Origin of the sequence: Cupriavidus sp. L7L (genome assembly GCF_004353535.1) — a bacterium.
GTDB lineage: Bacteria > Pseudomonadota > Gammaproteobacteria > Burkholderiales > Burkholderiaceae > Cupriavidus > Cupriavidus oxalaticus_A.
On record NZ_SMNY01000002.1, the window covers coordinates 1 to 24,581 of the forward strand.

Here is a 24,581-nt window from a genome sequence, read left to right on the forward strand (position 1 = left end):
GCCCGGGGCCGGCGGCGCCAGCCAGCCCGGCGCCGCGCAGCCGCGCGGCACGGCGCGCGCACCGCTGCGCAGCGACGGCCTGAGCGCACTCGACCGCAATTTGATCACCGCCGCCAGCATCGGCGACCAGGACATGGTGGCGCGCCTGCTGGCCGCGGGCGCCACCGCGCGCGCAGCCGACGAACGCGGGCGCAGCGCGCTGCTGGCCGCCGTGCAGAGCCGCCACGTCGAAGTCGCGCGGATGCTGATGCTGGCCGGCGCGGACGTGAACCACAAGGACGCCGACGCCAACAGCCCGTTCCTGCTGGCCGCCACCAGTGGCCAGGCCGAGATCGTCCGGCTGGCGCTGGCGCATGGCGCGGACCTGGCCAGCACCGACCGCTACGACGGCACCGCGCTGATCGGCGCGAGCCAGCAGGGCCATGTGGAAGTGGTCAAGCTGCTGCTGAAAGCGGGCATTGCCGTCGACCACGTCAACAACCTGGGCTGGACGGCTCTGCTTGAAGCGGTGGTGCTGGGCGATGGCAGCACGCGCTACGAGGAAACGGTGCAGCTGCTGCTGGATGCCGGCGCCGATGCCAACCTGGCCGACCGCGAAGGCGTGACGCCGACCCGCCATGCCCGCGAGCGGGGATACAAGACGATGGTGAAGATGCTGATGCGAGTGCGGGGGCATTGAGCCTCGCCCCGGGGCGGTTCGCCAGCAATGGGAACCCGCCCCCGGGCATAGGCTGGCGGCGCAGATCAGGCCGCCGCGGGCTTCTGCTCTGCCACGGCTCGCGCGTTCTCGCTCTCCTGCAGTTGCCGCCACATCACCTTGCCGGTCCCCGACTTGGGCAGCGCGTCCACGAACTCCACCACCCGCGGATACTTGTACGCGGCCATGTTCTCCTTGGCCCAATCGATGATCTCGTCCGGCGTGGTCTTGCCCTTGGCATGGGCGCGCAGCACCACCACCGCCTTGACGGTCTCGCCGCGGTACGGGTCGCGGGTGCCGATGATGCAGGCCTCCTGCACGTCGGGATGCTTGTACAGCAGGTTCTCCACCTCGGCCGGCCATACCTTGAAGCCCGACGCGTTGATCATGCGCTTGAGGCGGTCGGTGATGAAGTAGTAGCCCTCCTCGTCCATGCGCCCGAGGTCGCCGGTGCGGAAGAAGGTCTTGCCCTCGAACTCGATGAAGGACTCGCGCGTGGCGTCTTCCTTGCCCCAGTAGCCCTTGAACACCTGCGGGCCGCTGACGATGATCTCGCCGATCTCGTTGGGCGGCAGTTCCCTGAGCGTGACCGGGTCGATCACGCGGGCGTCGGTGTTGAAGGTCGGCACGCCCAGGCACTGCAGCTTGGGCCGGTCCGACGGGTTGCTGTGCGTCGGCGCCATGGTCTCGGACAGGCCGTAGCCTTCCAGGTAGTGCAGCCCGAACTGCTCGCGCAGGCGCTCGGCCACGGCCTGCGGCATGGCCGCGCCGCCGCCGCCGATATAGCGCAGGCTCGACAGGTCGAACTGCGCCAGGTTGGGGCTGGCCAGGAAGTCGATCACCATGGTCGGGATATTGGTCCAGTGCGTGACCTGGTAGCGCGAGATCAGGCGGCCGGCCACCTCGCGGTCCCAGCGCGGCAGCATCACCACGGTGGCGCCGCTGTAGATCGGGCCGTTCATGCCGTACTGCATGCCGGTGACGTGGAACAGCGGCAGCACCGACAGGATCACCGACTCGGCGCCCGAACCCGACCAGGTCGCGCCGCCGACAATGTTGTGCATGACCGAGCGGTGCGTATGGATGCAGCCCTTGGGAAAGCCGGTGGTGCCGGAGGTGTACGGCATCACCGCCATGTCGTCGGGCCCGGCGGTATGCGGCCCCGGCTGCAGGCCTGCGGCCAGCGCCTCGGCCCATGCGGTCGCGCCGGCGGGCAGCGGGTGCGGCGTGGTCAGCCACGCGGGCGGCGCGTCTTCGGGGTGCTCGTGCGTGGGCGGCAGCGCGTCGGCGTACTGCGTCACCAGCAGGTGCTGCAGGCGCTCGGCCGGCGCCAGTTCCGCCACGGCCTGGTCCACGCCTGCGGCCAGGTCGGCCGTGCAGATCGCCACGCGCGCCTGCGCATCGGTAACGTAATGCTTGAACTCCTCGGCCCGGTTCATCGGGTTGACCGGCACCACCACCGCGTCGGCGCGCAGGATCGCGTAGTAGCTGATGATGAACTGCGGGCAGTTCTGCATGTACAGCAGCACCCGCTCGCCCTTCTTCACGCCCGCCTTCTGCTGCAGCCATCCGGCCAGCGCGGTGGCCTGCGCTTCCAGTTCGCGGAAGGTGATGGCGTTGCCGAAATAGCGGATCGCCGCCTTGTCGGCATAGCGCAGCGCGGACACTTCCAGGTTGTACCAGAGCGACGTCTCGGGCAGCACGATGGCGGTCGGCAGGCGCCTTGGCCAGAACTGGAAATGCGGGCGAGCTGGGTTCTGCATGAAACGTCTCCTGTGCGTCGGTCTTCGGACCGGGTCTGTCGGTATGGTCAAGGACTATAACTGAACGATCGTTCTATTTTCAACCGGTGACTTTCCCGGACGCCGGCGAGCGGCTACGGCCGAACACAACGGGCAGCCGTTGTATTTGGCGCCTTCGCCCTCACAATAGAGGGATCTCCGCCTCTTTCCAGGATTGTTCATGAGCGACGTCAACCTGCAGAATTTCGAGACCGAAGTGATCGACGCCTCGCACCAGGCGCCGGTGCTGGTCGATTTCTGGGCGCCCTGGTGCGGCCCCTGCCGCACGCTGGGCCCGATGCTGGAACGGCTGGAGGCAGAAGCCGAAGGCAGCTGGAAACTGGTCAAGGTCAATGTCGACGAGAACCAGGAGCTGGCCGCGCATTTCGGCGTGCGCAGCATCCCCCATGTGGTGGCGATCGCCGACGGCCAGGCCGTGGACCAGTTCACCGGCGTGCTGCCGGAATCGGGGCTGCGCGAGTTCCTGGGCCGGCTGGCGCCGGGCCAGGCCAGGTCGCCGCTGGCCGAGGCGCAGGAACTGGCCGCCGCCGGCAACCGCGACGGCGCCGAGACCCTGTTCGCCGACGCGATTGCCGCGGACCCGGAATCCGACGCCCCGCGGCTGGCCTATATTGGCTTCCTGCTGGACGGCAACGCCGTCGACCGGGCCAGGGCGGAATTCGCGGCGCTCTCGCCGCGCGCCGAGCATGAAGATGGCTACGGCGCCCTGCGCACGCGCATCGAAGCCATGGAAAACGCCGCCGGCCTGCCCGATGAGGCCACCCTCACCGGCCGCATCGCCGCCGATCCGCGCGACCTGGCGGCCCGGCTGGACCTGGCGCGGCTGATGATCGCGCGCCAGCAATACGAGCCGGCGCTGGAGCAGCTGCTGGCGATCGTGCGCACCGACCGCGGCTTCGAGGACGATATCGGCCGCAAGACCATGCTGTCGGTATTCGAGATGCTGGCCGACCGGCCCGAAGTGGTGTCGCGCTGGCGCCGCCAGCTGAGCACGTCGCTGAACTGAGCGGGAGCCAAGCGCCATGTCCACGCCCCGGCTGATCGATTTCAGGACCGAACCCGCCCCGACCCACGACCGCCCGCGGCCCGACCGCCTGGTGTCGGGCAACCCCGACCGCACCACCTGGACGCACTACAGCGCCGAACACGGCGATTTCGATTGCGGTATCTGGGCCTGCGAGCCCGGCGCGTGGCGCATCGCCTTCCCGGCGGGCAAGGAAGAGTTCTTCCATGTGATCAGCGGCCGCATCCGCATCAGCGACGAGTCCGGCCAGGCCAGCGAGTTCGGCCCGGGCGACGCCTGTGTGATCCCGGCGGGCTTCACCGGCCTGTTCCAGGTGCTGGAGCCGGTGCGCAAGTATTTCGTGGTGATCGACCGCGACGCGGCGCGGCCTGCCTGACCTGGCTTCGGCCGGCTTCGGGGGATTCAGGCCGCCTCAGCCGGCCCTTCCACCAGCGTGAAGCCGTTCTCGCGCATATGCTCGACCATCATCGTGTCCATCGACTTGACGTGATGGTCGAACCAGCCTGACAGCTCGGACACCAGCCGGCGGCCCAGCCCGAATTCGCCGTCGGTCCGGACCTTGTCGCGCACGGCGACGGCCACGGCCAGCACCTGCTTGTGCTCGCCCGCGTGGCAATGGCGCGGGCCGAAACCCATCGCCTCCATCCACTGTTCTTCCTGCGCGAAATGGTGGCGCGTATGGTCGATCCACTCGTCCATCGCGGCCAGGAAGCCGGCATCGTCGGCACTGGCCACCGCGGCCAGCAATTGCACGAACTCGGCGTGGGTGGCATCGGTGACCGGTTCGCCGAGATGGAGGTCTTCGGGCAGGCCGGCGGAGGAAAGCTGGTCTTTGGCGTCCATGGGGAGCGGCGGCAATCGTGGGGAAATCGTGTGGGAAACGGCAAGGATACCGAATCGCCGCGGCCCGCATCTGATCTTGCGCAAGCCGGGCGGGTATGCTGTGGGGTATGCGCCCCGCCCGCCACCTTTATCGCACATGCCACGACTGATCTTCTTCTGCGGCCATGCCGGCACCGGCAAGACCAGCCTTGCCCACCGCCTGATCGGCCCGCTGATGCAGGCCACCGGCGAGCCCTTCTGCCTGCTCGACAAGGACACGCTGTACGGCCGCTACAGCGCCGCTGCCATGGCCGCGATCACCGGCGACCCCAACGACCGCGACAGCCCGGCCTACCTCGACAACCTGCGCGACCCCGAATACCAGGGCCTGCTCGATACCGCGCGGGAAAACCTGGCGCTGGGCATCAGCGTACTGGTGATCGGCCCGCTGTCGCGCGAGATTCGCGCCCACCTGCTGAACGATCCGGAATGGCTGCAGGTGCCGCAAGGAACCACCGTCCGCATCGTCTGGGTGCACCTGCCGGAAGACGAAGCGCACGCGCGCATCATCCGGCGCGGCAACCCTAACGATGCCTACAAGCTGGAGCACTGGGACGCGTACCGCACGCGGCGCTTCATGCCCACCGCGGACGAATATCCCGAACTGATCTTCTTCGACAACCTGGCGCCGGGCGAGGCCGAGGTCGACGGCCTGCTGCGCGCGTTGAGCGCCTGAACGTTGTGCGGCGGCTGACGCTGTGCGGCCTTAGCCGCGCACGATCGCGCCGATCGCCGCCGACGCCGCCACGAAGCCGAACACGGCCGTCACCGCCACCGAGGAGCCGAAGCCCGCGCAGGCCAGCCCCTGCGGCCCGCTCGCAACCGGATGGCCGGCGTGCCCATCGTGCGGCGGCGCCTCGTCGATCTCGCAGGCCTGCTGCTCAGGCTCCGGATACTGCAGCGGCTCGTCGGAATAGACCGCGGCAATGCCGAACTTCTTCTTGGGGTCGCGCGTGAAACCCCACTGCTTGCGCAGCCCCGCGCGCACCTTGGACAGCAGCGGGTCCTGGATCGTGCGCGCCAGGTCGTCGATGCGCACGCGCGTGGGATCGAGCTGGCCGCCGGCACCGCCGCAGGTGATCACCGGCACGCCCTGGCGCCGCGCCCAGCCGAGCATTTCAGTCTTGACGCGCACGGCGTCGATGGCGTCGATCACGTAGTCATAGCCGGCGCCGAGCAGCGCGGGCACGTTGTCGGTGGTGACGAAGTCGTCGACCTGCGTCACCCGGCAGCGCGGATTGATGGCGACGATGCGCTCGGCCATGGCCTCGACCTTGGCGCGCCCGTAGGCATCGCCCAGCGCGTGGACCTGCCGGTTGGTGTTGGACAGCGCGATATGGTCGAGGTCGATCAGCGTGATGCGGCCGACCGCGTTGCGCGCCAGCGCCTCGGCGGCCCAGCTGCCCACGCCGCCGATGCCGACCACGCACACATGGGCCGCCTCAAGCCGTGCCAGCCCGGCAGCGCCATACAGCCGCGCGACGCCGCCGAAGCGGCGGTGGTAGTCGTCGTCGGCCGGGCTTTCGTGGGTCAGCGGCTCGGGCAGGCCAGGCAGATGACCGGGGAGGTCTCCGGGAAGCTCGCCAGGCAAGGGGTGTGCGGCATCGTTCATGCTGAGGGCTCGGAGTGGGGACCAGGCGGCCGCGGCCGGGGCCGCGCCGGCAGAAAAAACCGGCATTATCCGGCGGCGATGTCAGCCAATCCCCGACAAAGACGGGAAGCGCGCAACTATACAATAGACCTGCAGTGGTCCGTTCGCCGCCCCACGCAAGGCCCGGCAAGCCCCCACCAGGCCTTTCGGGCCGGCCGGTACCAGCGGACCTGCCCCGCCATAGAGGAGCCCCCCTCATGCCCGTGCGCCGCAAGGTCGTCCTGTGGAGTGTGCTGACACCGATCGCGCTGATCGCGCTGCTGGTCATCCTGTTCCTGACCTTCGACTGGAACCGCGTCAAACCCTGGCTCAACGACAAGGTTTCCGAGGCCATCGGCCGTCCCTTTGCCATCAACGGCGACCTTACCGTGACCTGGCGCCGCGGCGAGGGCGAGACCGGCTGGCATACGCTGGTGCCGTGGCCGCGGTTGTCGGCTCGAGACATCACCATCGCCAATACCGACTGGGCCAGCCAGCCCCACCTCGCCACCGTGCGCGAACTGATCTTCGTACTGCGCCCGATCCCGCTGCTGGCGCACCAGATCGCCGTGCCCACCATCGTCGTCGACAGCCCCGCGGTCTGGCTGGAGCGGCTGGCCGATTCGCGCAACAACTGGACGCTCGAGTTCGGCCCCAAGAAAGGCCCGTCAAAATGGGAGCTGGATATTGGCGAAGTAGTGCTGGCGCGCGGCAACCTGGCGCTGGCCGACCAGTTCAAGAAGATCGAGTTGCAGGCCCAGCTCGACACCATCGGCGACAACCCGCTCTATGACAAGGCGCGCGACGGCGCGCTGGTCGGGCCGCAGGCTTCCGCCGTGCCGCCCGGGCCGCCCGCCAGCGGTGCGGCGGCATCCGCGCCGTCGGCAACGTCCCCGCCGTCCGCCTCGGCGCCGTCTGCATCGGGTCCGCCCGCCTCGGCCACCGCCGGCAACGACCGCTACGGCTTGCGCTGGAAAGCCACCGGCCGCTACAACGATGCCACCATCAATGCCAGCGGCAAGGCAGGCACCGTGCTGAGCCTGCGCAATACCGATGTGCCGTTCCCGTTCCTGGCCGATGTGCGCGTGGGCACCACGCGCGCGCTCATCGAAGGCACCGTGACCAATCCCGCCCACCTGGCCGCGGTCGACGTCCACCTGACGCTGGCCGGCGACAGCATGGCCAAGCTATATGCGCTCACCGGCGTGGTGCTGCCGTCGACCCCACCCTATGAAACGCGCGGCCGGCTGATGGCCACGCTGCGCAAGGAAGGCTCGATCTACGAGTACCAGAAGTTCACCGGCCGTGTCGGCGGCAGCGACCTGTCCGGCACGCTGACCTTCACCAAGCGCGAGCCGCGCCCGCTGCTGGCCGGCACCCTGCAGTCGAACCAGCTGCGCTTCGTCGACCTGGCGCCGCTGATCGGCGCCGACGCCAAGCCCGGGCAACCGGCCAAGGACAGCCCGGTGCGGCAGCCGCCCGACAAGGCCCTGCCGGTGGCGCCGTTCCGTACCGAGCGCTGGGACAAGATCGATGCCGACGTGCACTTCACTGGCAAGCGCATCATCCGCGACGCGGACCTGCCCATCACCAACCTGGTCACTCACCTGAAGCTGCAGGATGGCGTGCTGCTGCTCGATCCGCTCAACTTCGGCGTGGCCGGCGGCAACCTCGTGTCGAACGTGCGCCTGGACGGCAAGCGCGAGCCAATGGGCGCGATGGTCGACATGACCGCGCGCCACATGAAGCTCAAGCAGCTGTTTCCCACCATCGACCTGATGCGCGCCAGCATCGGCGAACTCAATGGCAGCGCCAGGCTGTCCGCCACCGGCAATTCGGTCGGGACACTGCTGGGAACATCCAACGGCGAGGCCAAGCTGCTGGTAGAGAACGGCACCGTCAGCAAGTTCATCCTGGAAGCGATCGGCCTGAACGTGGGCAGCCTGGTGATCAACAAGCTGTTCGGCGACCGGCCGGTGCAGATCAACTGCGGCGTCAGTGACTTTGCCTTTACCAATGGCATCGCACGCGCGCGCACCTTCGTGCTCGATACCGACGATGCCGTCATCGTGACCACCGGCGGCATCGACCTGCGCAGCGAGCGGCTGGCGCTGACGATCCATCCGGACTCCAAGGGCCTGCGCATCTTTTCCCTGCGCTCGCCGCTGTACGTGGGCGGAACCATGAAGAAGCCGACCGTCAGCCCCGACATCGGCGTGCTGGCGCTGCGCGCCGGCGGGGCGCTGTCGCTCGCCCTGGTGGCGCCGGTCGCCACCGCGGTACTGCCGCTGGTGGACCTGTCGCCCGGCGGCGACAGCAGCAAGTGCGCCACACTGCTGGCCGACCTGCGCAAGCGCCCGCTCGCGCCGCCTCCCGGCAAGACCTATAAGGATCCAAAGGCCGGCGGTACCGCGGGCATGACCGCAGGCAAGCCGATCCCGCCGGAAACGCCCGGCACCGCCGCACAGGCCGAGGCGCAGGCCGGCCGCCCTGCACACCCGTCGCCCCCGCCAGAGCGCGAAGCGCGCAAGCCATTGCGCCCGGACAACGACGCGGCGCTATACAAGGGCGGCTGAGCCAATGGACACCCCGGCGCCTTGCCGGGAATGTCGCCGCGTGGCGACATGTCTGCAGTTGTCTGAAGCGAAACAGCAACACTTCCGCCGGCTGCGACATCCCGTCGCAGATTGCCGTTGTAACTCGCCCACATGCGGCGCATAATTAAACGGCCATTTACAAGAAGTTTAAGCATGGCAAGCATCGGATGCGAGGCGGGTTCGCCCGTTCGCATTCTTCGGAAGGCGCGGCTGCGGCCGCCCTTTGTTTCCGGTTGTTTTCGTTTTTTGTTGTCCGCCTCGGCACGGCCGCCGGCCGCCCACGAGCGCGGCCCCACGACGCCACTCGCCCGCCCCCATGTCGCTGCCGCACACCGCCGTCCCGCCGATCACCTGGCTGATCGCGCTGACGGTGTGCAACCACGTGGCATTCAACGCCAGCCGCGTGGTGGTGTCGCTGTTCGCGATTTCCCTCAAGGCTTCCACAGTCACGCTCGGCGTGCTGATGTCGCTGTATGCGCTGCTGCCGATGCTGCTCGCGATCCGCGCCGGCAAGCGCATCGACGAGATCGGTCCGCGCAAGCCGATGACCGCCGGCTCGCTGATGGTGGTGGCCGGCACGCTGCTGCCGGCGCTGTGGCATGAACTGGATGCGCTGTACCTGTCGTGCGCGCTGATCGGCGTGGGCTTCATGCTGGTCCAGGTGGCAATGCAGCTGCTGATCGGCCAGGTCTCGACCAACGAGACGCGGCTGCGCAATTACACCTGGCACGCGCTCGGGCTGTCGGTGTCGGGCACGCTGGGGCCGGTGGCGATGGGCTACGTCATCGAGCATGCCGGATTCCGCCCCGCTTTTGCCGTGCTGGTCGGGGTGGCGCTGGTCGGCCAGGCCGGCCTGCAGTGGGTGCGCCCGCGGCTGCCGGCGCAGGGCGGCAATGCCGGCCGCATCGCCATCGAGGACGGCAGCCGCCGCTCCACGCTGGACCTGCTGCAGTATCCCGAGCTGCGCGCCGTCTTTGTCGCCAGCGCGGTGCTGTCGGCGGCCTGGGACCTGCATGCCTTCCTGATCCCGATCCAGGGCTCGCGCATCGGGCTGTCGCCGTCGTCGATCGGCTGGGTGCTGGGCGCCTTCGCCATTGCCACGCTGATTATCCGCGTGGCGATGCCGGTGGTGTCGCGCCGCCTGTCGGAGTGGAAGATCATCCGCACCGCGCTGCTGGTGGGCGCCCTGGCCTACCTGGCCTACCCCTTCGTCACGCATTTCTGGCTGATGTGCGGGCTGGCCTTCGTGCTCGGGCTGGCGCTGGGCAGCGCGCAGCCCAATGTCATGAACATCCTGCACACGGTGTCGCCGCACGGACGCGCGGGCGAGGCGCTGGGCCTGCGCTCCGCGGTGCTCAATACCAGCCAGGTGGTGTGGCCGCTGACCTTCGGCGTGGTCGGCACGGCGCTTGGCATGCTGCCAATCTTCCTGTCGATGGCCGGAGCCATGGGCGCGGCCGGTTACTACTCGCGGCGCCAGGGACGCCGGGCGCTGCCGCCGGCTTGAGCCCCGGCGCGCGCCCTGTCCGCTGTGACGCCGCCCGCACGCCTTGCCGGCGCGCAAATGCGGCCCGCGAAGCATTCGCTATACTCGAATCAGCCGGACCTGCGCCCTCGCCCCCGGGCCCGCCGCGCATCCCGACCGATTCTCCGATGATTGTGACATGACTCAACTCGCCGACCTCCGCCGTACCTATGTCCTGGGCTCGCTGTCCGAAACCGACGTGGCCCCCGACCCGATGAGCCAGTTCAAGCGCTGGTTCGACGAGGCGGTCACGGCCAAGCTGCCCGAACCCAATGCCATGACGCTGGCCACTGTCGGCGCCGATGGCCAGCCTTCCGCGCGCATCGTGCTGCTCAAGGGCATCGACGACCGCGGCTTCACCTTCTTCACCAACTACGAGAGCCGCAAGGGGCTGGACCTGGCGGCAAACCCGCGCGCCGCGCTGCTGTTCCACTGGGTACAGCTGGAGCGCCAGGTGCGCGTGGAAGGCATCGTCGAAAAAGTTGCCGACGACGAGAGCGACGCCTATTTCGCCTCGCGCCCCCTCGGCTCGCGCGTGGGCGCGTGGGCTTCCGAACAAAGCCGCGAAGTGCCCGGCCGCGACGTGCTGGAGCAGCGCGAGCTGGAATACCGCAGCAAGTTCGGCGACAACCCGCCGCGCCCGCCGCACTGGGGCGGCTACAGGCTGGTGCCGACCGCGATGGAATTCTGGCAGGGGCGCCCTTCGCGCCTGCATGACCGCATCGCCTATCGCGTCCAGCCGGGCGGTGCCTGGCAGATCGTGCGCCTTTCGCCCTGACGCGCTGGCCACGGAGGTCCGGACGGGTCTTTCCCGGGGGCTTCCCGAGGGTGCGCTGCACTGCCCGCGGAATTCGACTAAAGTGGGACTGGCGTCGCTTGGTGATTTTTACGCAAGCGCTCGCGACGGACTCGGGTCAAGGCTCGGGGCAGTACCTGCCTTGTCCGGAGGACCGGTCGAGCGCGTGCCGCAACCATCGGGAGGTAAAGCGCATGTTTTTCAAGCAAGCCCTGGAAAAGCAACTCGACAACTGGATCGCCGACCTGCGTGACAATGCCAACCTGCCGGTCTGCTTGCGCCTGTGGAATGGCACCGAATATGCCCTGGGCCATTTCGACAAGCCGCAGGTCACGCTGACCGTGCGCGAGGCCGCGGCACTGCCGCTGCTGCTGACGCCAAGCCTGGACAACCTGGGCGAGGCCTACGTGCAGGGCAAGATCGACTTTGACGGCCGGCTGGCCGACATCATCAAGGTCGGCTACGGCCTGTCGGCGGCCGCCACGCGGCGCGCCGGCGGCGCGCTGGCCAGGGTGGCGCAGCATTTCTCGCACACCAGGCAGAAAGACCGGGAATCGATCCAGTACCACTACGACGTTTCCAACGACTTCTACAAGCTCTGGCTCGATCCCAACATGGTGTATTCGTGCGCCTATTTCGAGAACGGCGACGAGGACCTGGCCACCGCGCAGCTGAAGAAGATCGACCATATCCTGACCAAGATCCGGCTGCAGCCCGGGCAGACGCTGCTGGACATCGGCTGCGGCTGGGGTGCGCTGGTGCTGCGCGCCGCGCAGAAGTACGGGGCGCGCTGCGTGGGCATCACGCTGTCGCAGAACCAGTTTGACCTGGCCGCCGAGCGCGTCAGGGCGGCAGGACTGTCCGACCGCATCGAGATCCGGCTGCAGGATTACCGCGACACCACCGGCACCTTCGACCGAATCACCAGCGTCGGCATGTTCGAGCACGTGGGCAAGGACAACCTGCCTGGATATTTCCGCCGCATGCGCGAACTGCTGGCCGATGACGGCTACGCGATGAACCACGGCATCACCTCGCCCGATCCCGACAACGGCCAGACGCCGATGGACGGCGCCGAGTTCATGGACCGCTACGTGTTCCCGCAAGGAGAACTGCCGCACATCGGGCTGGTGCTGAAGACGCTGGAGCAAGGCGGCCTGGAGGCGATCGACGTGGAACTGCTGCGCCGCCACTACGCGCAGACTTTGCGCCACTGGGCCGATAATTTCGAGGCGAAGGGCGAAACCATCCGCGATATGGTCGGCGAGAAGAAGTACCGCATCTGGCGCGTGTACCTGGCCGGCTGCTCGCATGCCTTCGAGACCGACAAGATGTCGATCTACCAGGTGGTCTGCCACAAGGCCGGGATGTCGTCGGGCACGGTGCCTTGGTCGCGCCGCTATATTTATGAGCAGCCCATCGGGCGCAACGACTGAACGATACCGAACCCGAAACCGAAGCGATTGACTGAAGACCTCTTTGGCGGGCTGCCCGTGCCCGCCCCGCAACAAGCTCCCGCCCCTCCCGCAAAGTCCGTCCGTGCCCAGGGCGTGCAACCCGCGCCGATGGACGAGGCACTGCGCGCGCTGTCGGCGCGCCTGCCCGCCAGCCTTTACTTCGGCACCTCGTCGTGGGCATACTCCGGCTGGAACCAGCTGGTCTACGACGGCGAGTACGGCGACAGCATGCTGTCGCGCAAGGGACTGGCCGCGTACTCGCGCCATCCGCTGCTGCGCGCGGCGGGGATCGATCGCGGCTTCTACGGGCCGATCCCGCTGGCCGACTACCTTTCCTACGCGGCGCAAGTGCCGGACGGCTTCCGCTTCGTGGTCAAGGCGCCAGCCAGCGTCTGCGACGCCTGGCTGCGCGGCTCGGACGGCGCCGGCCGGCTCGCCAACGCGGCGTTCCTGGACGCGGAGATCGCGGTGCGCGACTTCATCGCCCCGGCGAGCGCCGGCCTCGGCGGCAAATGCGGGCCGCTGCTGTTCCAGCTGTCGCCGATGGGCAGCCTGGCGGACAGCGGCGTATTCCTTGAGCGGCTCGACGCGTTCCTGGGCACGCTGCCGCCGCTGGACCCGTCCATCACGCCGCATGCCTGCTATGCCGTCGAGCTGCGCGACCCGGCGCTGCTGACGCCGCGCTATATCAAGCTGCTGCGCCGCCACGGCGCGCGCTTCTGCCTGTCGGCGCGCGACCGCCTGCCGGCGGTGCCGCGCCAGGCCGCAGCGCAGGCCTTGATGGATGAAGCCGGCCCCGGGCCGCTGCTGCTGCGCTGGATGCTGCATGCGGGCAGGCCCTACGCGTATGCCGAGAAGCTGTACGCGCCCTTCGACCGCATCGTCGACGACGATCCCGGCACGCGCGATGCCATCGCCGACGTCGTGGCGGGCACCCTGCGCGCCGGCCAGCCCGCCATCGTCATCGTCAGCAACAATGCCGAAGGCTGCGCGCCGCTGAGCATCGTGCGGCTGGCCGAGGCCATCGCCGCACGGCTGTAAGCGTCCGCTACACCCGCAGCTTGGCGGCGAACTGCTTGCGGAACTTGGCCAGCTTGGGCGAGATCACGAAGGCGCAGTAGCCCTGGCTCGGGTGGTCCTGGAAGTAGTTCTGGTGGCCCTCTTCCGCGCGCCAGTACGGCTGCTCGGGCTCGACCTGGGTGACGATCGGGGCATCGAAGACCTTGGCCGTGGCCAGTTCGCGCATTACGTACTCGGCGACGGCGCGCTGCGCTTCCGAGTGCGTGAAAATGACCGAGCGGTATTGCGGCCCGACGTCGTTGCCCTGCCGGTCCGGCGTGGTCGGGTCGTGGATGGCAAAGAAGATCTCGACGATCTCGCGGAAAGTGATCACGGACGGGTCGAAAGTGACGCGCACCACTTCGGCGTGGCCGGTATCGCCCTCGCACACCTGCTGGTAGGTCGGATGATCCACATGGCCGCCGGTATAGCCCGACTCCACCGCGACTACCCCCTTGACCTGCTGGTAGACCGCCTCCAGGCACCAGAAGCACCCGCCCCCCAGCGTGGCCGTATCAAATCGTTGTTCCATGTGCGCCGCTCCCTTGGCTGGTCTATGTCTATGGTTGTCCGGTTTCACGGACCTCAAGCATAAGCGCAGACGGGCGTGCGCGCATCGGCCATGCGGCTGGACTGCCGTGTCAGCCGGCGTGGTCGCCTTGGCGTTGCGATTCCAGCAGCGCCCGCAGCTGGGGCTTCATCACCTTGCCCAGCGCGCTGCGCGGCAGGTCGTCTAGCAGCACCACCTCGCGCGGCAGCTTGAAGCGGGCGATACGGGCGGCCAGCGCCTCGCGCACCGGCGCCGGGGCCAGCGGCGCGCGGTCGGCGCCCGGCGCCGGCACGATCACCGCCACCGGCACCTCGCCCCAGCGCGCGTCGGCCACCCCCACCACTGCGCACTCCTGCACGCCGGGCAGGCCGAGCAGCACATTCTCGATCTCGGCCGGATAGATGTTCTCGCCGCCGGAAATGATCATGTCCTTGCTGCGGCCGACCACCTCGATGCAGCCGTCGGCATCGCGGTGGGCCAGGTCGCCGGAGCGGAACCAGCCGCCGGGCAGGCCATCGGCGGGCTGGTTCCAATATCCGGCCATGACGTTGGCGCCGCGCACCCACAATTCGCCGACTTCGCCCTGCGCTACCTCGGCGCCGCAGGGACCATCCGCGCCAGCCAGCCGCACCGTCACCTCCGGCACCGGCCAGCCGGCATAGCCGGGTCGCGCCATCGCGTCTTCCAGCTTCAGCACCACCGACACCGGTCCGGTCTCGGTCGCGCCATAGACCTGGCCGAGCGGCACGCCGCGCGCGTGGAACGCGTCGATATACGACCGGGGGATGGTCGAGGAGCCGGCCATCACGCCGCGCAGCGGCGACAGGTCGGCGCGGTCCCAGCCGGGATGCTCCAGCACCGCGCGCAGCGTGGCCGGCACCATCAGCGCAAGGCTCGGGCGCGCTTGCGCGACCGACGCCAGCCACGCGCCGGGCGCGAAACGGTCATGCAGCGTCACCTGCGCACCGGCCAGCAGCGCCGGCAGCGTCTGGATGCACAGGCCGCCGACATGGAAGGTCGGCAGCACCGACAGCACGTGATCGTCCGGCGTCATGCCGTGCGCCCACCAGCTGGCGCGCGCATTGGCCAGCAGCCCGGCCTGCGTATGCACCGCGCCCTTGGGCTTGCCGGTAGTGCCCGAGGTGTAGGCCAGCAGCAGCGGCGCGTCGCCGGCAACGTGCGGGAAGCTGGCGACGGCCGGCGCCGGGTGATCGATGATGCGTTCCAGATGCGCCAGCCGGCACTGGCTGGCGCCGGCCTCCGGCGCCAGCGCGGCATGCGCGTCATCGTGGAACAGCAGCGCCAGCTGCGCATGGCCGGCGATGGCATGCAGCTCGGCCGCGGCGAGCCGGTAGTTCAGCGGCACGAACATCGCCCCGACCCGCGCGCAGGCGAACAGCAGCACCAGCTGCAATTCATGGTTCAGGCACAGCGTGCCGACCCGGTCGCCGGGGCGGATGGCCCATGTCGCCGCCAGGTGGGCGCTGGCGCGCTCCACGCGGCGCCACAGCTCGCCGTAGCTGAAGGTGCGGCCGAGGTAATGCAGTGCGGGCCGCTGCGGCGCCGCCTCGGCATGCGCCCACAGCATGGCCGGCAGCGCGCCGAGTCCGGCGGCACCGGGACGGGAGGGGCCAGGGCCAGGGCGGGCGCCGCTCATTCGTCGCGCTCGCCGGATTCGTACAGCGTTTCGCGGCCCATGCGGTCCAGGATCAGTTCGGCGGTCCAGGGCAGCATCAGCGCGCCGCAGCGCGAATCGCGGTACAGGCGCTCCAGCGGCAGGTCCTTGAGCATCGACTGCCCGCCGCAGGTTCGGATCGCCAGCCGTGCGATATCGTTGGCGCCTTCCATCACGGTGTAGTGCGCGGCGTAGAGGCGCAGGCGCTCGTCCTTGGAAGGGTTCGGCTTCGCTTCATGGATCACGCGCCAGAAGATCGAGCGCATGCTCTCCAGCTGGATGCGCATCTGCGCCACCGCGATCTGCTTGGTCGGGTACATGCGGCGCTTGACCGGCGGCTGGCCCGGCACCTCGCCACGCAGGTACTGCACGGTGAAGTCGTAGGCGGCCTGCGCCACGCCGAGGTAGGTCGGCGACAGCGTGAAGAACATGGCCGGCCAGGTCTGCGCGGCGCGGTAGTAGACTCCGCGCGGCATCAGCTGCTCCTGGTCTGGCACGAACACGTCCTTGAGCAGCAGCGTGCGCGAGACCGTGCCGCGCATGCCCATCGGATCCCATTCGCCGGTGACGGTGAGGCCGTCGGCCTTGCCCGGCACGGCGATATAGAGGGTATCGCGCATGTCGGGATGCTGGTCGCCGCGGTCCTCGGTGCAGAGAATGCCGTAGTAGTCGGCCGCGCCCGACAGCGAGGCGAAGATCTTGCGGCCATTCAGCACCCAGCCGCCTTCGACCTTGCGCGCGGTGGTGCCGAACGGCGCCTTGCCGGCGGCCGCCGCCGAGCCTTCGGAGAACGGCTGCGCGTAGACCGCGCCGTCGCGCACCACGCGTGCGAAATGCAGCGCGCGGCGGGCCTCGTGCTCGGCGCGCTGTCCGGGCGTCATCTCGATGCCATCGGACAGCGTGCCGGTCCACATGGTCGAGCAGATATGCATGTTGTACGTCAGCGCCGTGGCGCCGCAGAAGCGGCCGATCTCGGCGCCCACCATGCAATAGGTGGCAAAGTCCGCGCCCTCGCCGCCGAAGGCTTCCGGCACGCACAGCGCCAGCAGGCCGGCCTCGCGCAGGTCGTCGTAGTTGGCGAACGGAAAGCTGGCCTCGCGGTCCCAGGTGGCAGCGCGCGCGGCAAAGCGTTCGCGGCCCAGGCGGTTGGCCAGCGCCAGCAGGCGCGCCTGGCGCGGGGTGAAATCCGCCGTACCAACGGCAGGAATGAAGTCGAGCTGGCCGGAAGGCATGTCGCGGTCTCCTTGGCGCGGGCCGATATGGACCTGCGCCGTTGATCTGGTTTTCAGGGACTTCGGGACCGGCGCGCGTTTCAGCGCACCGGGAAATGCCGCTGGAGGAAAGCGAGTACGGGCGCGTTGAAGGCCGCCGGCCGCTCCATGCAGGCCAGGTGGCCGACATCGGGCAGGCAGAGGTACTCGGCACCGGGGATGCGCTGCGCCATGCGCTGCATCACCTCGGGCGAGGCATTGGTGTCGTGCTGGCCGGCCAGCGCCAGCACCGGCACGGCGATGTGCGGCAGCGCGTCGCGCTGGTTGAAGCGCACCAGCGCGCCCAGCGCGGCGCGGTAGGCGGGCGCGGGCACGGCGGCCATCACGCTCGTGGCGAAGGCCACCGCGGGCGCGTCGGCGTCCGGCGCCACCATCGTGCGCACCAGCCCCGCCGCCATCTCGGCCATGCTCTTGCCGGCGTCCAGCGGCGCGGTGCGCGCGGCGATGAACTCGCGCTGCCACGGCCCGTCGCCCTTGCCGAATGCGGGCGAGGTGCCGGACAGCACCATGCCGTCGACCAGCGCCGGCGTGGCGGCATACGCCTGCTGCGCCACCATGCCGCCCATGCTGTGGCCGAGCAGCACCACGCGCCGGCCGGCATCGCGCTCGCTCTGCAGCAGCGGCGCCAGCGCGCGGGCCAGGCCGTCGAAATCGTAGGGGTCAATCATGGCGCTGTCGCCATAGCCGGGCATGTCCCACGCCAGCGCGCGGTAGCCCGCCTGCGCCAGCGCCTCGCCTTGTGCCGGCCACGCGGCCTTGCCGCCGCCGATGCCATGCAGCATCACCACCGCCACCGGGCCGACGCCCCACTCCAGCGTGGCGATGCCGTTGGGATGTTTATGGAGGGTGGGCGCGCTCATGCCTGCATCTCCACGAGCTGGCCTGCCTCCACCTCATTGCGGCCGTCGAGCGAGACCGTGCAGTTGCGCAGCGGCAGGTCGAAATGGCCCAGCGTATGGCGGCCCGCCACCTCGTTGGCGCCCGTGGAGAACAGGAAGTTGCCGCCGAACGCGCGCAGTTCGGTGCCGTTACAGTCGCGCTTGTCGTAGAAGGCCAGCGCATCCCAGCGCGCCATCCGGTTCAGGCCCCAGCCGACGTGCGAGACCGCGTACGCGTCACGCGTGCCTTCGCGGTCGGCCCATGCCTGGTAATAGCCGCGCATCATGTCGGCGTCGACGCCCTGCCCTTCGACGGCGGCGATGTAGTCGTCCTCGATATGGCAGACCACGGCGTCGCGCAGGTAGGTCTTGAAGGTCAGGTTGACATCGCCCGGCGCCAGCACCAGCGTGCCGTTGACCTGGCGGCTGGCCGGAAACGCCAGGCACAGGCCGCCCGGCCAGTGCGAGACCTGCCCCGGCTTGTTGCAAAAGCCCCAGACGCCGCCCACGCGAGCGTCGGCCAGGCCGATGCGCAGCTCGGTGCCGGCGGCCGAATGCACGCGCATTTCTTTCGCGCCGCGCAGGCGCTTCATCGCGGCGCGCACCGTGCCTTCCAGCGCCGGGGCAGGCTGGCAGCGCTCCAGGATCTCGGGATGTTCGTTGCTGACCATCAGCATGCGCGGCACCACGCCGTCGGCGCCGCGCAGGATCAGCGGCAACTCGGGGGCATGCAACAGGCCTTCGACGGTGCAGTCGAGCACCAGGTGGCAGCGGGACAGTGCGGCCACGACCGGGGCGAGGTGTTGCAGGGCATCGCTGGCGCCGGTCGAGCGTACCGGCGCCGGCGCACTGAGCGCCGGTGTCGGCACCTGGATCCGGACGGGCGTGGCGCCCAGCGACTGCACCGCGAGCTCGGCCAAGGCCACGTTGACAGGGCGGGATTGCGACTCCGTTACAATTCCAACAACTTCCGCGCCCTGCAGGGCACAGAGTTCCAGGGTGCGCCGGAATGCCGCCAGCCAGCGGTGTTCGATCTGCTCGATGAGCATGTCTTGTCTCCTGCGTGTTTTCTTGGCGGCATGCGCCGCGCTGTTTTTTGTATCCTGGCCGGCACCCGCTGCAGGGCGGCGTGTCGGCGGACTTGGTTGAAGTCCCTGGCGCGAATAATATATATGAAATTTCATGAACTCCAGTGGAGCCCCAATGGGCATGCCTGAGGCCCAGCCACGGATCGCCAACGTCGCCGCCGCACCGGACTTCGATGCGCAGCATTTCCGCCGCACGCTGTCGCAGTTCGCGACCGGCGTGACGGTGATCACCACCCGCGCCAGCGCCGAATCGGTCGCGGCCGGCGCGCCGCCGTTCATCGGCATCACCGCCAGTTCGTTCAACTCGGTGTCGCTGGATCCGCCGCTGGTGCTGTGGAGCATGGCCACGCGCGCCAACAGCCTGCCGATGTTCCGCGACGGCACCCACTACATCATCAATGTGCTGTCAGCGTCGCAACTGGACTTGTGCCAGCGCTTCGCCACGCTGAAGGGCGACCGTTTCGCGGGCGTCGACTACCGGCTGTCGGCCACCGGCCTGCCGATCCTGGCCAATGCGCTGGCGTGGTTCGAATGCCATAACCGCAGCCGCTACGACGAGGGCGACCATGTGATCTTCGTCGGCGAGGTCGAGCGCTGCGGCGTGCTCGAAGGCCCCGATGGCCCGCTGGTGTTCCAGGGCGGCCAGTTCTCCACCACCAGTCCGCTCGAACCCTGAGCGCCTGCGGCTCCATCATGGCGGACCAGCCTTTCGTCGACGGCTACCTGGCCTACCTGCTGGCCCGCGCCAGCCATCTGATTTCCGGCGAATTCCACCGCGAGGTCGAAGCCCGCGGCCTGTCTGTGCCGGAATGGCGCGTGCTGGCGACGCTGGCCGACCGCGCCGACTGCACCATCGGCGCGCTGGCCGAAATCACGCTGACCAAGCAGCCCACGCTGACCAAGCTGGTCGACCGCATGGCCGCCGAGGGGCTGGTCAAGCGCACCGCCGGCACCACCGACCGCCGCCATGCGCTGATCTCGATCACGCCGCGCGGGCTGGCGCTGGCCAGGCCGCTGCTGGAACGCGCCGCCCAGCATGAGCACGCGGTGCTGAACGATTTCGGCCCCGAGCAAGGGGCGCAGCTCAAGGAAACGCTGCGCCAGCTGATCGCGCTGCACACGCAGCGCTAGGCGTCTTCCCCTGCCGCCTTCAGGATCGCCAGCGGCGAGCTGTCGGTCTTGATCCGCTGCAGCACGATGTTCGAGCGGATATCCATCACGCCCTTGGTGCGGTACAGCCGGTTCACGATGAAATCCGAGTAGTGCTTCAGGTTGCGCGCCTGCACGCGCAGGATGTAGTTGCTGTCGCCGGTGATGATGTACGCCGACAGCACTTCGGGCCAGGACTGGACCGCGGCGATAAAGGTGTCGTGCCAGCCCTCCACGTCATGGCGCATCGACACCTGCACGATGGCCTCCAGCTCCAGCCCGAGCTGCTCGGCATCGAACCAGGCGCGGTAGCCGCCGATCACTCCTGACTCTTCCAGCAACCGTACGCGGCGCAGGCATGCCGAAGGCGACAGCGCCACCCGGTCGGCCAGGTCCTGGTTGCTGATGCGGCCGTTCTCCTGCAGGCACGCGAGAATGCGCAGATCGATGGGATCGAGGGTCATTCGAATTTCCTGCGATGAATATGTAGATATTCGAATTTTATGCGAAAGATTACGTGCCGGACCGCTCATTTCGCAAGCCTCTTCCCGGGGAATTTGTCTAATATGCCGACATCGAGGCAGACAAAGACGGCATCGCCGCCCCATTTCATGACCGCCCCCAGACAAGACCCACGCCGGCTGTGGGACATCAGCCCGCCGCTGTCCCCGGCCACCCCGGTGTGGCCCGGCGACACACCGTTCCAGCAAGCGCCCGCGTGGCAGATGGACGAACACTGCCCGGTGAATGTCGGCCGCATCACGCTGTCGCCACACACCGGGGCCCACGCCGACGCGCCGCTGCACTATGCGGCCGATGGCGCGCCGATCGGCGACGTGCCGCTGACGCCGTACCTCGGCACCTGCCGGGTGATCCACTGCATCGGCGCAGCGCCGGTGGTGGAACCGCGCCATGTCGAGCACGCGCTGCGGGACCTGCCGCCGCGCGTGCTGCTGCGCACCTACCGGCAGGCGCCACTGGCGCAATGGGACCCCGCTTTCTGCGCTGTCGCCGCCGAGACCATCGCGCTGCTCGCATCGCATGGCGTGCAGCTGGTCGGCATCGACACGCCTTCGCTCGACCCGCAGGAATCCAAGACCATGGACGCGCACAACGCCGTGCGCCGGCATGGACTGGCAATCCTGGAAGGCATCGTGCTGGATGACGTCGACGAAGGCGACTACGAACTGATCGCGCTGCCGCTGCGCTTTGCCGGGCTCGATGCCAGCCCGGTGCGCGCCGTGCTGCGCAGCCTGGATTGAACACATCAAAACTTCACGCATACCCACCATCAAGACATGACGACCATTGACCGCGAGCACTGTCTACGGCTCGACCAGCAAGACCCGCTGCGCCCCTTGCGCGACCAGTTCGCCCTGCCCGAGGGCGTGATCTACCTCGACGGCAACTCGCTCGGTGCCCGCCCGCGCGCCGCCGCCGCGCGCGCCGCCCAGGTGGTGGCCGAGGAATGGGGCGATGGCCTGATCCGCAGCTGGAACACCGCCGGCTGGTTCGAACTGCCGCAGCGGCTGGGCAACAAGCTCGCCCCGCTGGTCGGCGCCGGCGAGAACGAAGTGGTGGTCACCGACACTACCTCGATCAACCTGTTCAAGGTGCTGGCCGCCGCGCTGCGCGTGCAGCAGACGCGCGATCCGGCGCGCAAGGTGATCGTCTCGGAATCCAGCAACTTCCCGACCGACCTCTATATCGCCCAGGGCCTGGCCGACCTGCTGCAGCAGGGCTACTCGCTGCGCCTGGTCGACTCGCCGGCCGAGATCGACGCCGCCGTCGGCGCCGACACCGCGGTACTGATGCTGACGCACGTCAACTACAAGAGCGGCGAGATGCTCGACATGGCCGCGCTGACCGAACTGGCGCATGCCCGCGGCGCGCTGACCGTCTGGGACCTGTGCCACTCCGCCGGCGCCGTGCCGGTCAACCTGAAGGCGTCCGGCGCCGACTACGCCATCGGCTGCACCTACAAGTACCTGAACGGCGGCCCGGGCTCGCCCGCGTTCGTGTGGGTCGCGCCGGCGCTGCGCGATGCGTTCTGGCAGCCGCTGTCGGGCTGGTGGGGCCATGCCGCGCCGTTCGCGATGGAACCGCAATATCGCCCGGTGGACGGCGTGCGCCGCTTCCTGTGCGGCACGCAGCCGGTCACGTCCCTGGCGATGGTCGAGTGCGGGCTGGACATCTATGCCCAGACCAGCATGCAAGTGCTGCGCGCCAAGTCGCTGCTCCTGACCGATCTCTTTATCGAGCTCGTGGAAGCACGCTGCGGCCAGCATCCGCTGACGCTGGTCACGCCGCGCGAGCATGCGCGCCGGGGCAGCCAGGTGAGCTGGGAACATCCGGAAGGCTATGCCGTGGTCCAGGCGCTCATCGAGCGCGGCGTCATCGGCGACTACCGCGAGCCGCGCATCGCCCGCTTCGGCTTTACGCCGCTGTACACCAGCTTCACCGAAGTCTGGGATGCAGTGGAAATCCTGCGCGATGTGCTGGATAGCGGCACGTATCGCGATGCGCGCTTCCAGGTGCGCGGCCAGGTGACCTGATCGGGAGTTACATCATGAGTGAAATCAAGGGATGCCCGTTCTCGGGCGCGGCGAGTGCATCGCAAACGGCATCGCAGCGCGACGGCTGGCATGGCGCGCAGATGGATTTCGCCAAGGACATGAGCTATGGCGATTATCTGGGCCTGGACCAGATCCTGAGCGCGCAGCACCCGCTGTCGCCGGACCACAACGAAATGCTGTTTATCGTGCAGCACCAGACCACCGAGCTGTGGATGAAGCTGATGCTGCATGAGCTGCGCGCGGCGCGGGAATCGGTCAAGGCCGACAGCCTGCCGCCGGCATTCAAGATGCTGACGCGCGTGTCGCGGATCATGGACCAGCTGGTGCAGGCTTGGAACGTGCTGGCGACGATGACGCCGCCGGAGTATTCGGCGATGCGGCCTTACCTGGGGATGTCCTCCGGATTCCAGTCGTACCAGTATCGGGAAATCGAATTCATCCTCGGCAACAAGAATGCGGCCATGCTGAAGCCGCATGCGCATCGGGCCGAGCATCTGGCGCTGGTTGAGGCCGCGTTGAAGACGCCCTCTCTTTATGACGAAGCCATCCGCCTGATGGCGCGGCGCGGGTTTGCGATCGATGCGGAATGCGTCGAGCGCGACTGGACGCAGCCCGCTGGCTACAACGCTTCGGTCGAGGCGGCCTGGCTGGAGGTTTATCGCAATCCCTCCGCGCATTGGGAGCTATACGAACTTGGCGAGAAGTTCGTCGACCTCGAGGATTCGTTCCGCCAATGGCGCTTCCGCCATGTGACCACGGTCGAACGCGTGATCGGGTTCAAGCGTGGCACCGGTGGCACCGAGGGGGTCAGCTATCTGCGGAAGATGCTGGATGTGGTGTTGTTCCCGGAGCTCTGGAAACTGAGGACGGATCTTTGATTCCTGCTGCCACATTCCGGCATTGGCGGCTGCGCCTGGCATCTACCAGATGCCAGGCGGGCAAGCCAGATACACCAGGCGGGAGCTAACTAGCCCCATCCGACAACCTGCCAGCCAGCGCCACCAGCGCCGGCGCCAGCGTCCGGTGGAAAACCTCCTCCTCCACCGCCCCATAAGAAGCACTGCAACTCAGCATATGCAGATCCTTCTCCCCGACGGGCCGGAACGCCACCGCGCAAGCATGAATGGCCGGGTGCCAATCCCGGAATGAGGACGCGTACCCCCGCTGCTGCGCATCGGCCAGCGCCACCCGCGTCGGCCCTTCCTGCTGCTTCCACTGCTCCGGAAACGCCTGGCTGAATTCAGCCAGCACCCGATCCCGCCGCGCCGCCGGCAGCGCCGCCAGGTACGCCCGTCCCATCGAACTGGACACCAGCGACAGCCGCGACCCTACCCCCAACCCCAGCATCACGCCAGCGTCATTGCGGATCGATTCGAGGTAAATCACCTCCATCCGCTCGCGCTTTCCAAGCGACACCGACACGCCATACGACTGCGCGAACGCCAGCATATGCGGCCGCGCCAGCGCCACCACGTCTGATGCCGACAAGTACGCGTACCCCAGCGCCAGCACCCCGGCATCGAGCGCGTACTTGCCCAGGCTGTCGTCATAGCGCAGGTAACCCAACTGCACCAGGGTGCCGGCCAGGCGGCTGACCGTGGCCTTGGGAAACCCGGTGCGGCGTACGAAATCCTGGTTGCCAAGCATCGCTTCGCCAGTACGGAAGCAGCGCAGCAGCTCCAGCCCGCGGGCCAACGCGGTGACGAAATTGGGATCGCTCTCACGCACCGGCGTGTCCGGCGTCGGTGCGTCGTTCGAAAGTGACGGACTGTTCAAGATGTGCTCCTCTCTGTTCGGCGGTTGTCCGCTCATCGCACAAGGCATTAGTGGCTTGGGGTTTTGCCTGTTGCACGGCAAACCCATTGCGATATACTAATTCAACGGAACACAGTTCCGCAATGCGGAACCAAAAATCCTCCGCACGA

The 24,581-nt window shown here is 68.3% G+C and carries 24 protein-coding genes; 14 read left to right on the forward strand and 10 right to left on the reverse strand.

Annotated elements, in window-relative coordinates:
- A partial coding sequence (locus E1J61_RS01315; protein WP_207951164.1) for an ankyrin repeat domain-containing protein occupies positions 1-679 on the forward strand: 679 nt, incomplete at its 5' end.
- A 65-nt stretch (positions 680-744) separates the two neighbouring features.
- Here the strand turns inward: E1J61_RS01315 and E1J61_RS01320 are convergent.
- Complete coding sequence (locus E1J61_RS01320; protein WP_133092391.1) at positions 745-2,460, reverse strand: long-chain fatty acid--CoA ligase; 1,716 nt, start codon at positions 2,458-2,460, stop codon at positions 745-747.
- Positions 2,461-2,659: 199 nt separating this feature from the next.
- On the opposite strand from E1J61_RS01320, the gene trxA reads away from it, so the two are divergent.
- Positions 2,660-3,505: a thioredoxin gene (gene trxA / locus E1J61_RS01325; protein WP_133092392.1), complete on the forward strand. Its 846-nt coding sequence runs from the start codon at positions 2,660-2,662 to the stop codon at positions 3,503-3,505.
- Between the two features lie 16 nt (positions 3,506-3,521).
- Complete coding sequence (locus E1J61_RS01330; RefSeq protein WP_133092393.1) at positions 3,522-3,899, forward strand: cupin domain-containing protein; 378 nt, start codon at positions 3,522-3,524, stop codon at positions 3,897-3,899.
- Positions 3,900-3,925: 26 nt separating this feature from the next.
- On the opposite strand, the gene E1J61_RS01335 is transcribed toward E1J61_RS01330, so the two are convergent.
- Entirely contained in the window at positions 3,926-4,366 is a 441-nt protein-coding gene (locus E1J61_RS01335) for a bacteriohemerythrin (RefSeq protein WP_133092394.1), read from the reverse strand.
- A 136-nt stretch (positions 4,367-4,502) separates the two neighbouring features.
- On the opposite strand from E1J61_RS01335, the gene E1J61_RS01340 reads away from it, so the two are divergent.
- Positions 4,503-5,081 (forward strand): ATP-binding protein, encoded by a 579-nt coding sequence (locus E1J61_RS01340; RefSeq protein ID WP_133092395.1) that lies wholly within the window; start codon positions 4,503-4,505, stop codon positions 5,079-5,081.
- A 30-nt stretch (positions 5,082-5,111) separates the two neighbouring features.
- Here E1J61_RS01340 and tcdA read toward each other — a convergent pair whose 3' ends face one another.
- Positions 5,112-6,017, reverse strand: a complete 906-nt coding sequence (tcdA, locus tag E1J61_RS01345) for a tRNA cyclic N6-threonylcarbamoyladenosine(37) synthase TcdA (protein WP_243736723.1) — start codon at positions 6,015-6,017, stop codon at positions 5,112-5,114.
- A gap of 236 nt (positions 6,018-6,253) precedes the next feature.
- Between tcdA and E1J61_RS01350 the strand changes: the two genes are divergently transcribed.
- The 5 genes from E1J61_RS01350 (at position 6,254) to E1J61_RS01370 (ending at position 13,451) form a co-directional block, all read left to right on the forward strand.
- Complete coding sequence (locus tag E1J61_RS01350; protein WP_133092396.1) at positions 6,254-8,611, forward strand: AsmA family protein; 2,358 nt, start codon at positions 6,254-6,256, stop codon at positions 8,609-8,611.
- Positions 8,612-8,948: 337 nt separating this feature from the next.
- Entirely contained in the window at positions 8,949-10,139 is a 1,191-nt protein-coding gene (locus E1J61_RS01355; RefSeq protein ID WP_133092397.1) for an MFS transporter, read from the forward strand.
- Between the two features lie 157 nt (positions 10,140-10,296).
- Positions 10,297-10,935, forward strand: a complete 639-nt coding sequence (gene pdxH / locus E1J61_RS01360) for a pyridoxamine 5'-phosphate oxidase (protein ID WP_133092398.1) — start codon at positions 10,297-10,299, stop codon at positions 10,933-10,935.
- A gap of 212 nt (positions 10,936-11,147) precedes the next feature.
- The gene (locus tag E1J61_RS01365) at positions 11,148-12,389 is read left to right on the forward strand and encodes a cyclopropane-fatty-acyl-phospholipid synthase family protein (RefSeq protein WP_133092399.1); all 1,242 of its coding nucleotides are present in this window, start codon (positions 11,148-11,150) and stop codon (positions 12,387-12,389) included.
- A gap of 27 nt (positions 12,390-12,416) precedes the next feature.
- Positions 12,417-13,451: a DUF72 domain-containing protein gene (locus tag E1J61_RS01370; RefSeq protein ID WP_133092400.1), complete on the forward strand. Its 1,035-nt coding sequence runs from the start codon at positions 12,417-12,419 to the stop codon at positions 13,449-13,451.
- Positions 13,452-13,458: 7 nt separating this feature from the next.
- Here E1J61_RS01370 and msrA read toward each other — a convergent pair whose 3' ends face one another.
- The 5 genes from msrA to E1J61_RS01395 form a co-directional block, all read right to left on the reverse strand.
- The gene (gene msrA, locus E1J61_RS01375; RefSeq protein ID WP_133092401.1) at positions 13,459-14,001 is read right to left on the reverse strand and encodes a peptide-methionine (S)-S-oxide reductase MsrA; all 543 of its coding nucleotides are present in this window, start codon (positions 13,999-14,001) and stop codon (positions 13,459-13,461) included.
- A gap of 109 nt (positions 14,002-14,110) precedes the next feature.
- The gene (locus E1J61_RS01380; RefSeq protein WP_133092402.1) at positions 14,111-15,676 is read right to left on the reverse strand and encodes a class I adenylate-forming enzyme family protein; all 1,566 of its coding nucleotides are present in this window, start codon (positions 15,674-15,676) and stop codon (positions 14,111-14,113) included.
- A complete protein-coding gene (locus tag E1J61_RS01385) occupies positions 15,673-16,926 on the reverse strand; it encodes an acyl-CoA dehydrogenase family protein (protein WP_133092403.1) in 1,254 nt (417 codons plus the stop codon). Before E1J61_RS01385 ends, E1J61_RS01380 begins: the two co-directional genes overlap by 4 nt.
- An 80-nt stretch (positions 16,927-17,006) precedes the next feature.
- Entirely contained in the window at positions 17,007-17,825 is an 819-nt protein-coding gene (locus E1J61_RS01390) for an alpha/beta fold hydrolase (RefSeq protein WP_133092404.1), read from the reverse strand.
- Positions 17,822-18,892: a peptidase M29 gene (locus E1J61_RS01395; protein WP_133092405.1), complete on the reverse strand. Its 1,071-nt coding sequence runs from the start codon at positions 18,890-18,892 to the stop codon at positions 17,822-17,824. Before E1J61_RS01395 ends, E1J61_RS01390 begins: the two co-directional genes overlap by 4 nt.
- 154 nt (positions 18,893-19,046) lie before the next feature.
- Between E1J61_RS01395 and E1J61_RS01400 the strand changes: the two genes are divergently transcribed.
- Both E1J61_RS01400 and E1J61_RS01405 read left to right on the forward strand, forming a co-directional pair.
- Entirely contained in the window at positions 19,047-19,607 is a 561-nt protein-coding gene (locus E1J61_RS01400; RefSeq protein ID WP_133092406.1) for a flavin reductase family protein, read from the forward strand.
- Between the two features lie 17 nt (positions 19,608-19,624).
- Positions 19,625-20,062 (forward strand): MarR family winged helix-turn-helix transcriptional regulator, encoded by a 438-nt coding sequence (locus E1J61_RS01405; protein WP_133092407.1) that lies wholly within the window; start codon positions 19,625-19,627, stop codon positions 20,060-20,062.
- On the opposite strand, the gene E1J61_RS01410 is transcribed toward E1J61_RS01405, so the two are convergent.
- On the reverse strand, positions 20,059-20,544 hold the full coding sequence (locus E1J61_RS01410) for an Lrp/AsnC family transcriptional regulator (protein WP_133092408.1): 486 nt from the start codon (positions 20,542-20,544) through the stop codon (positions 20,059-20,061). The genes E1J61_RS01405 and E1J61_RS01410 overlap by 4 nt on opposite strands.
- A 147-nt stretch (positions 20,545-20,691) precedes the next feature.
- On the opposite strand from E1J61_RS01410, the gene kynB reads away from it, so the two are divergent.
- From kynB to kynA, 3 genes are read left to right on the forward strand one after another with little or no spacing between them, the layout of a single operon-like run.
- The gene (kynB, locus tag E1J61_RS01415) at positions 20,692-21,342 is read left to right on the forward strand and encodes an arylformamidase (protein ID WP_133092409.1); all 651 of its coding nucleotides are present in this window, start codon (positions 20,692-20,694) and stop codon (positions 21,340-21,342) included.
- 36 nt (positions 21,343-21,378) lie between these two features.
- Positions 21,379-22,635, forward strand: a complete 1,257-nt coding sequence (kynU, locus tag E1J61_RS01420; protein WP_133092410.1) for a kynureninase — start codon at positions 21,379-21,381, stop codon at positions 22,633-22,635.
- A gap of 14 nt (positions 22,636-22,649) precedes the next feature.
- On the forward strand, positions 22,650-23,534 hold the full coding sequence (kynA, locus tag E1J61_RS01425) for a tryptophan 2,3-dioxygenase (protein WP_133092411.1): 885 nt from the start codon (positions 22,650-22,652) through the stop codon (positions 23,532-23,534).
- An 85-nt stretch (positions 23,535-23,619) separates the two neighbouring features.
- Here kynA and E1J61_RS01430 read toward each other — a convergent pair whose 3' ends face one another.
- A complete protein-coding gene (locus E1J61_RS01430; protein ID WP_133092412.1) occupies positions 23,620-24,432 on the reverse strand; it encodes an IclR family transcriptional regulator in 813 nt (270 codons plus the stop codon).
- Between the last annotated feature and the right edge of the window lie 149 nt (positions 24,433-24,581).

Bases quoted from the DNA above. Each gene is read 5' to 3' on its own strand.
- E1J61_RS01320 (WP_133092391.1), bottom strand. From the start codon at position 2,460: ATGCAGAACCCAGCTCGCCCGCATTTCCAGTTCTGGCCAAGGCGCCTG.
- trxA (WP_133092392.1), top strand. From the start codon at position 2,660: ATGAGCGACGTCAACCTGCAGAATTTCGAGACCGAAGTGATCGACGCC.
- E1J61_RS01330 (WP_133092393.1), top strand. From the start codon at position 3,522: ATGTCCACGCCCCGGCTGATCGATTTCAGGACCGAACCCGCCCCGACC.
- E1J61_RS01335 (WP_133092394.1), bottom strand. From the start codon at position 4,366: ATGGACGCCAAAGACCAGCTTTCCTCCGCCGGCCTGCCCGAAGACCTC.
- E1J61_RS01340 (WP_133092395.1), top strand. From the start codon at position 4,503: ATGCCACGACTGATCTTCTTCTGCGGCCATGCCGGCACCGGCAAGACC.
- tcdA (WP_243736723.1), bottom strand. From the start codon at position 6,017: ATGAACGATGCCGCACACCCCTTGCCTGGCGAGCTTCCCGGAGACCTC.
- E1J61_RS01350 (WP_133092396.1), top strand. From the start codon at position 6,254: ATGCCCGTGCGCCGCAAGGTCGTCCTGTGGAGTGTGCTGACACCGATC.
- E1J61_RS01355 (WP_133092397.1), top strand. From the start codon at position 8,949: ATGTCGCTGCCGCACACCGCCGTCCCGCCGATCACCTGGCTGATCGCG.
- pdxH (WP_133092398.1), top strand. From the start codon at position 10,297: ATGACTCAACTCGCCGACCTCCGCCGTACCTATGTCCTGGGCTCGCTG.
- E1J61_RS01365 (WP_133092399.1), top strand. From the start codon at position 11,148: ATGTTTTTCAAGCAAGCCCTGGAAAAGCAACTCGACAACTGGATCGCC.
- msrA (WP_133092401.1), bottom strand. From the start codon at position 14,001: ATGGAACAACGATTTGATACGGCCACGCTGGGGGGCGGGTGCTTCTGG.
- E1J61_RS01380 (WP_133092402.1), bottom strand. From the start codon at position 15,676: ATGAGCGGCGCCCGCCCTGGCCCTGGCCCCTCCCGTCCCGGTGCCGCC.
- E1J61_RS01385 (WP_133092403.1), bottom strand. From the start codon at position 16,926: ATGCCTTCCGGCCAGCTCGACTTCATTCCTGCCGTTGGTACGGCGGAT.
- E1J61_RS01390 (WP_133092404.1), bottom strand. From the start codon at position 17,825: ATGAGCGCGCCCACCCTCCATAAACATCCCAACGGCATCGCCACGCTG.
- E1J61_RS01395 (WP_133092405.1), bottom strand. From the start codon at position 18,892: ATGCTCATCGAGCAGATCGAACACCGCTGGCTGGCGGCATTCCGGCGC.
- E1J61_RS01400 (WP_133092406.1), top strand. From the start codon at position 19,047: ATGGGCATGCCTGAGGCCCAGCCACGGATCGCCAACGTCGCCGCCGCA.
- E1J61_RS01405 (WP_133092407.1), top strand. From the start codon at position 19,625: ATGGCGGACCAGCCTTTCGTCGACGGCTACCTGGCCTACCTGCTGGCC.
- E1J61_RS01410 (WP_133092408.1), bottom strand. From the start codon at position 20,544: ATGACCCTCGATCCCATCGATCTGCGCATTCTCGCGTGCCTGCAGGAG.
- kynB (WP_133092409.1), top strand. From the start codon at position 20,692: ATGACCGCCCCCAGACAAGACCCACGCCGGCTGTGGGACATCAGCCCG.
- kynU (WP_133092410.1), top strand. From the start codon at position 21,379: ATGACGACCATTGACCGCGAGCACTGTCTACGGCTCGACCAGCAAGAC.
- kynA (WP_133092411.1), top strand. From the start codon at position 22,650: ATGAGTGAAATCAAGGGATGCCCGTTCTCGGGCGCGGCGAGTGCATCG.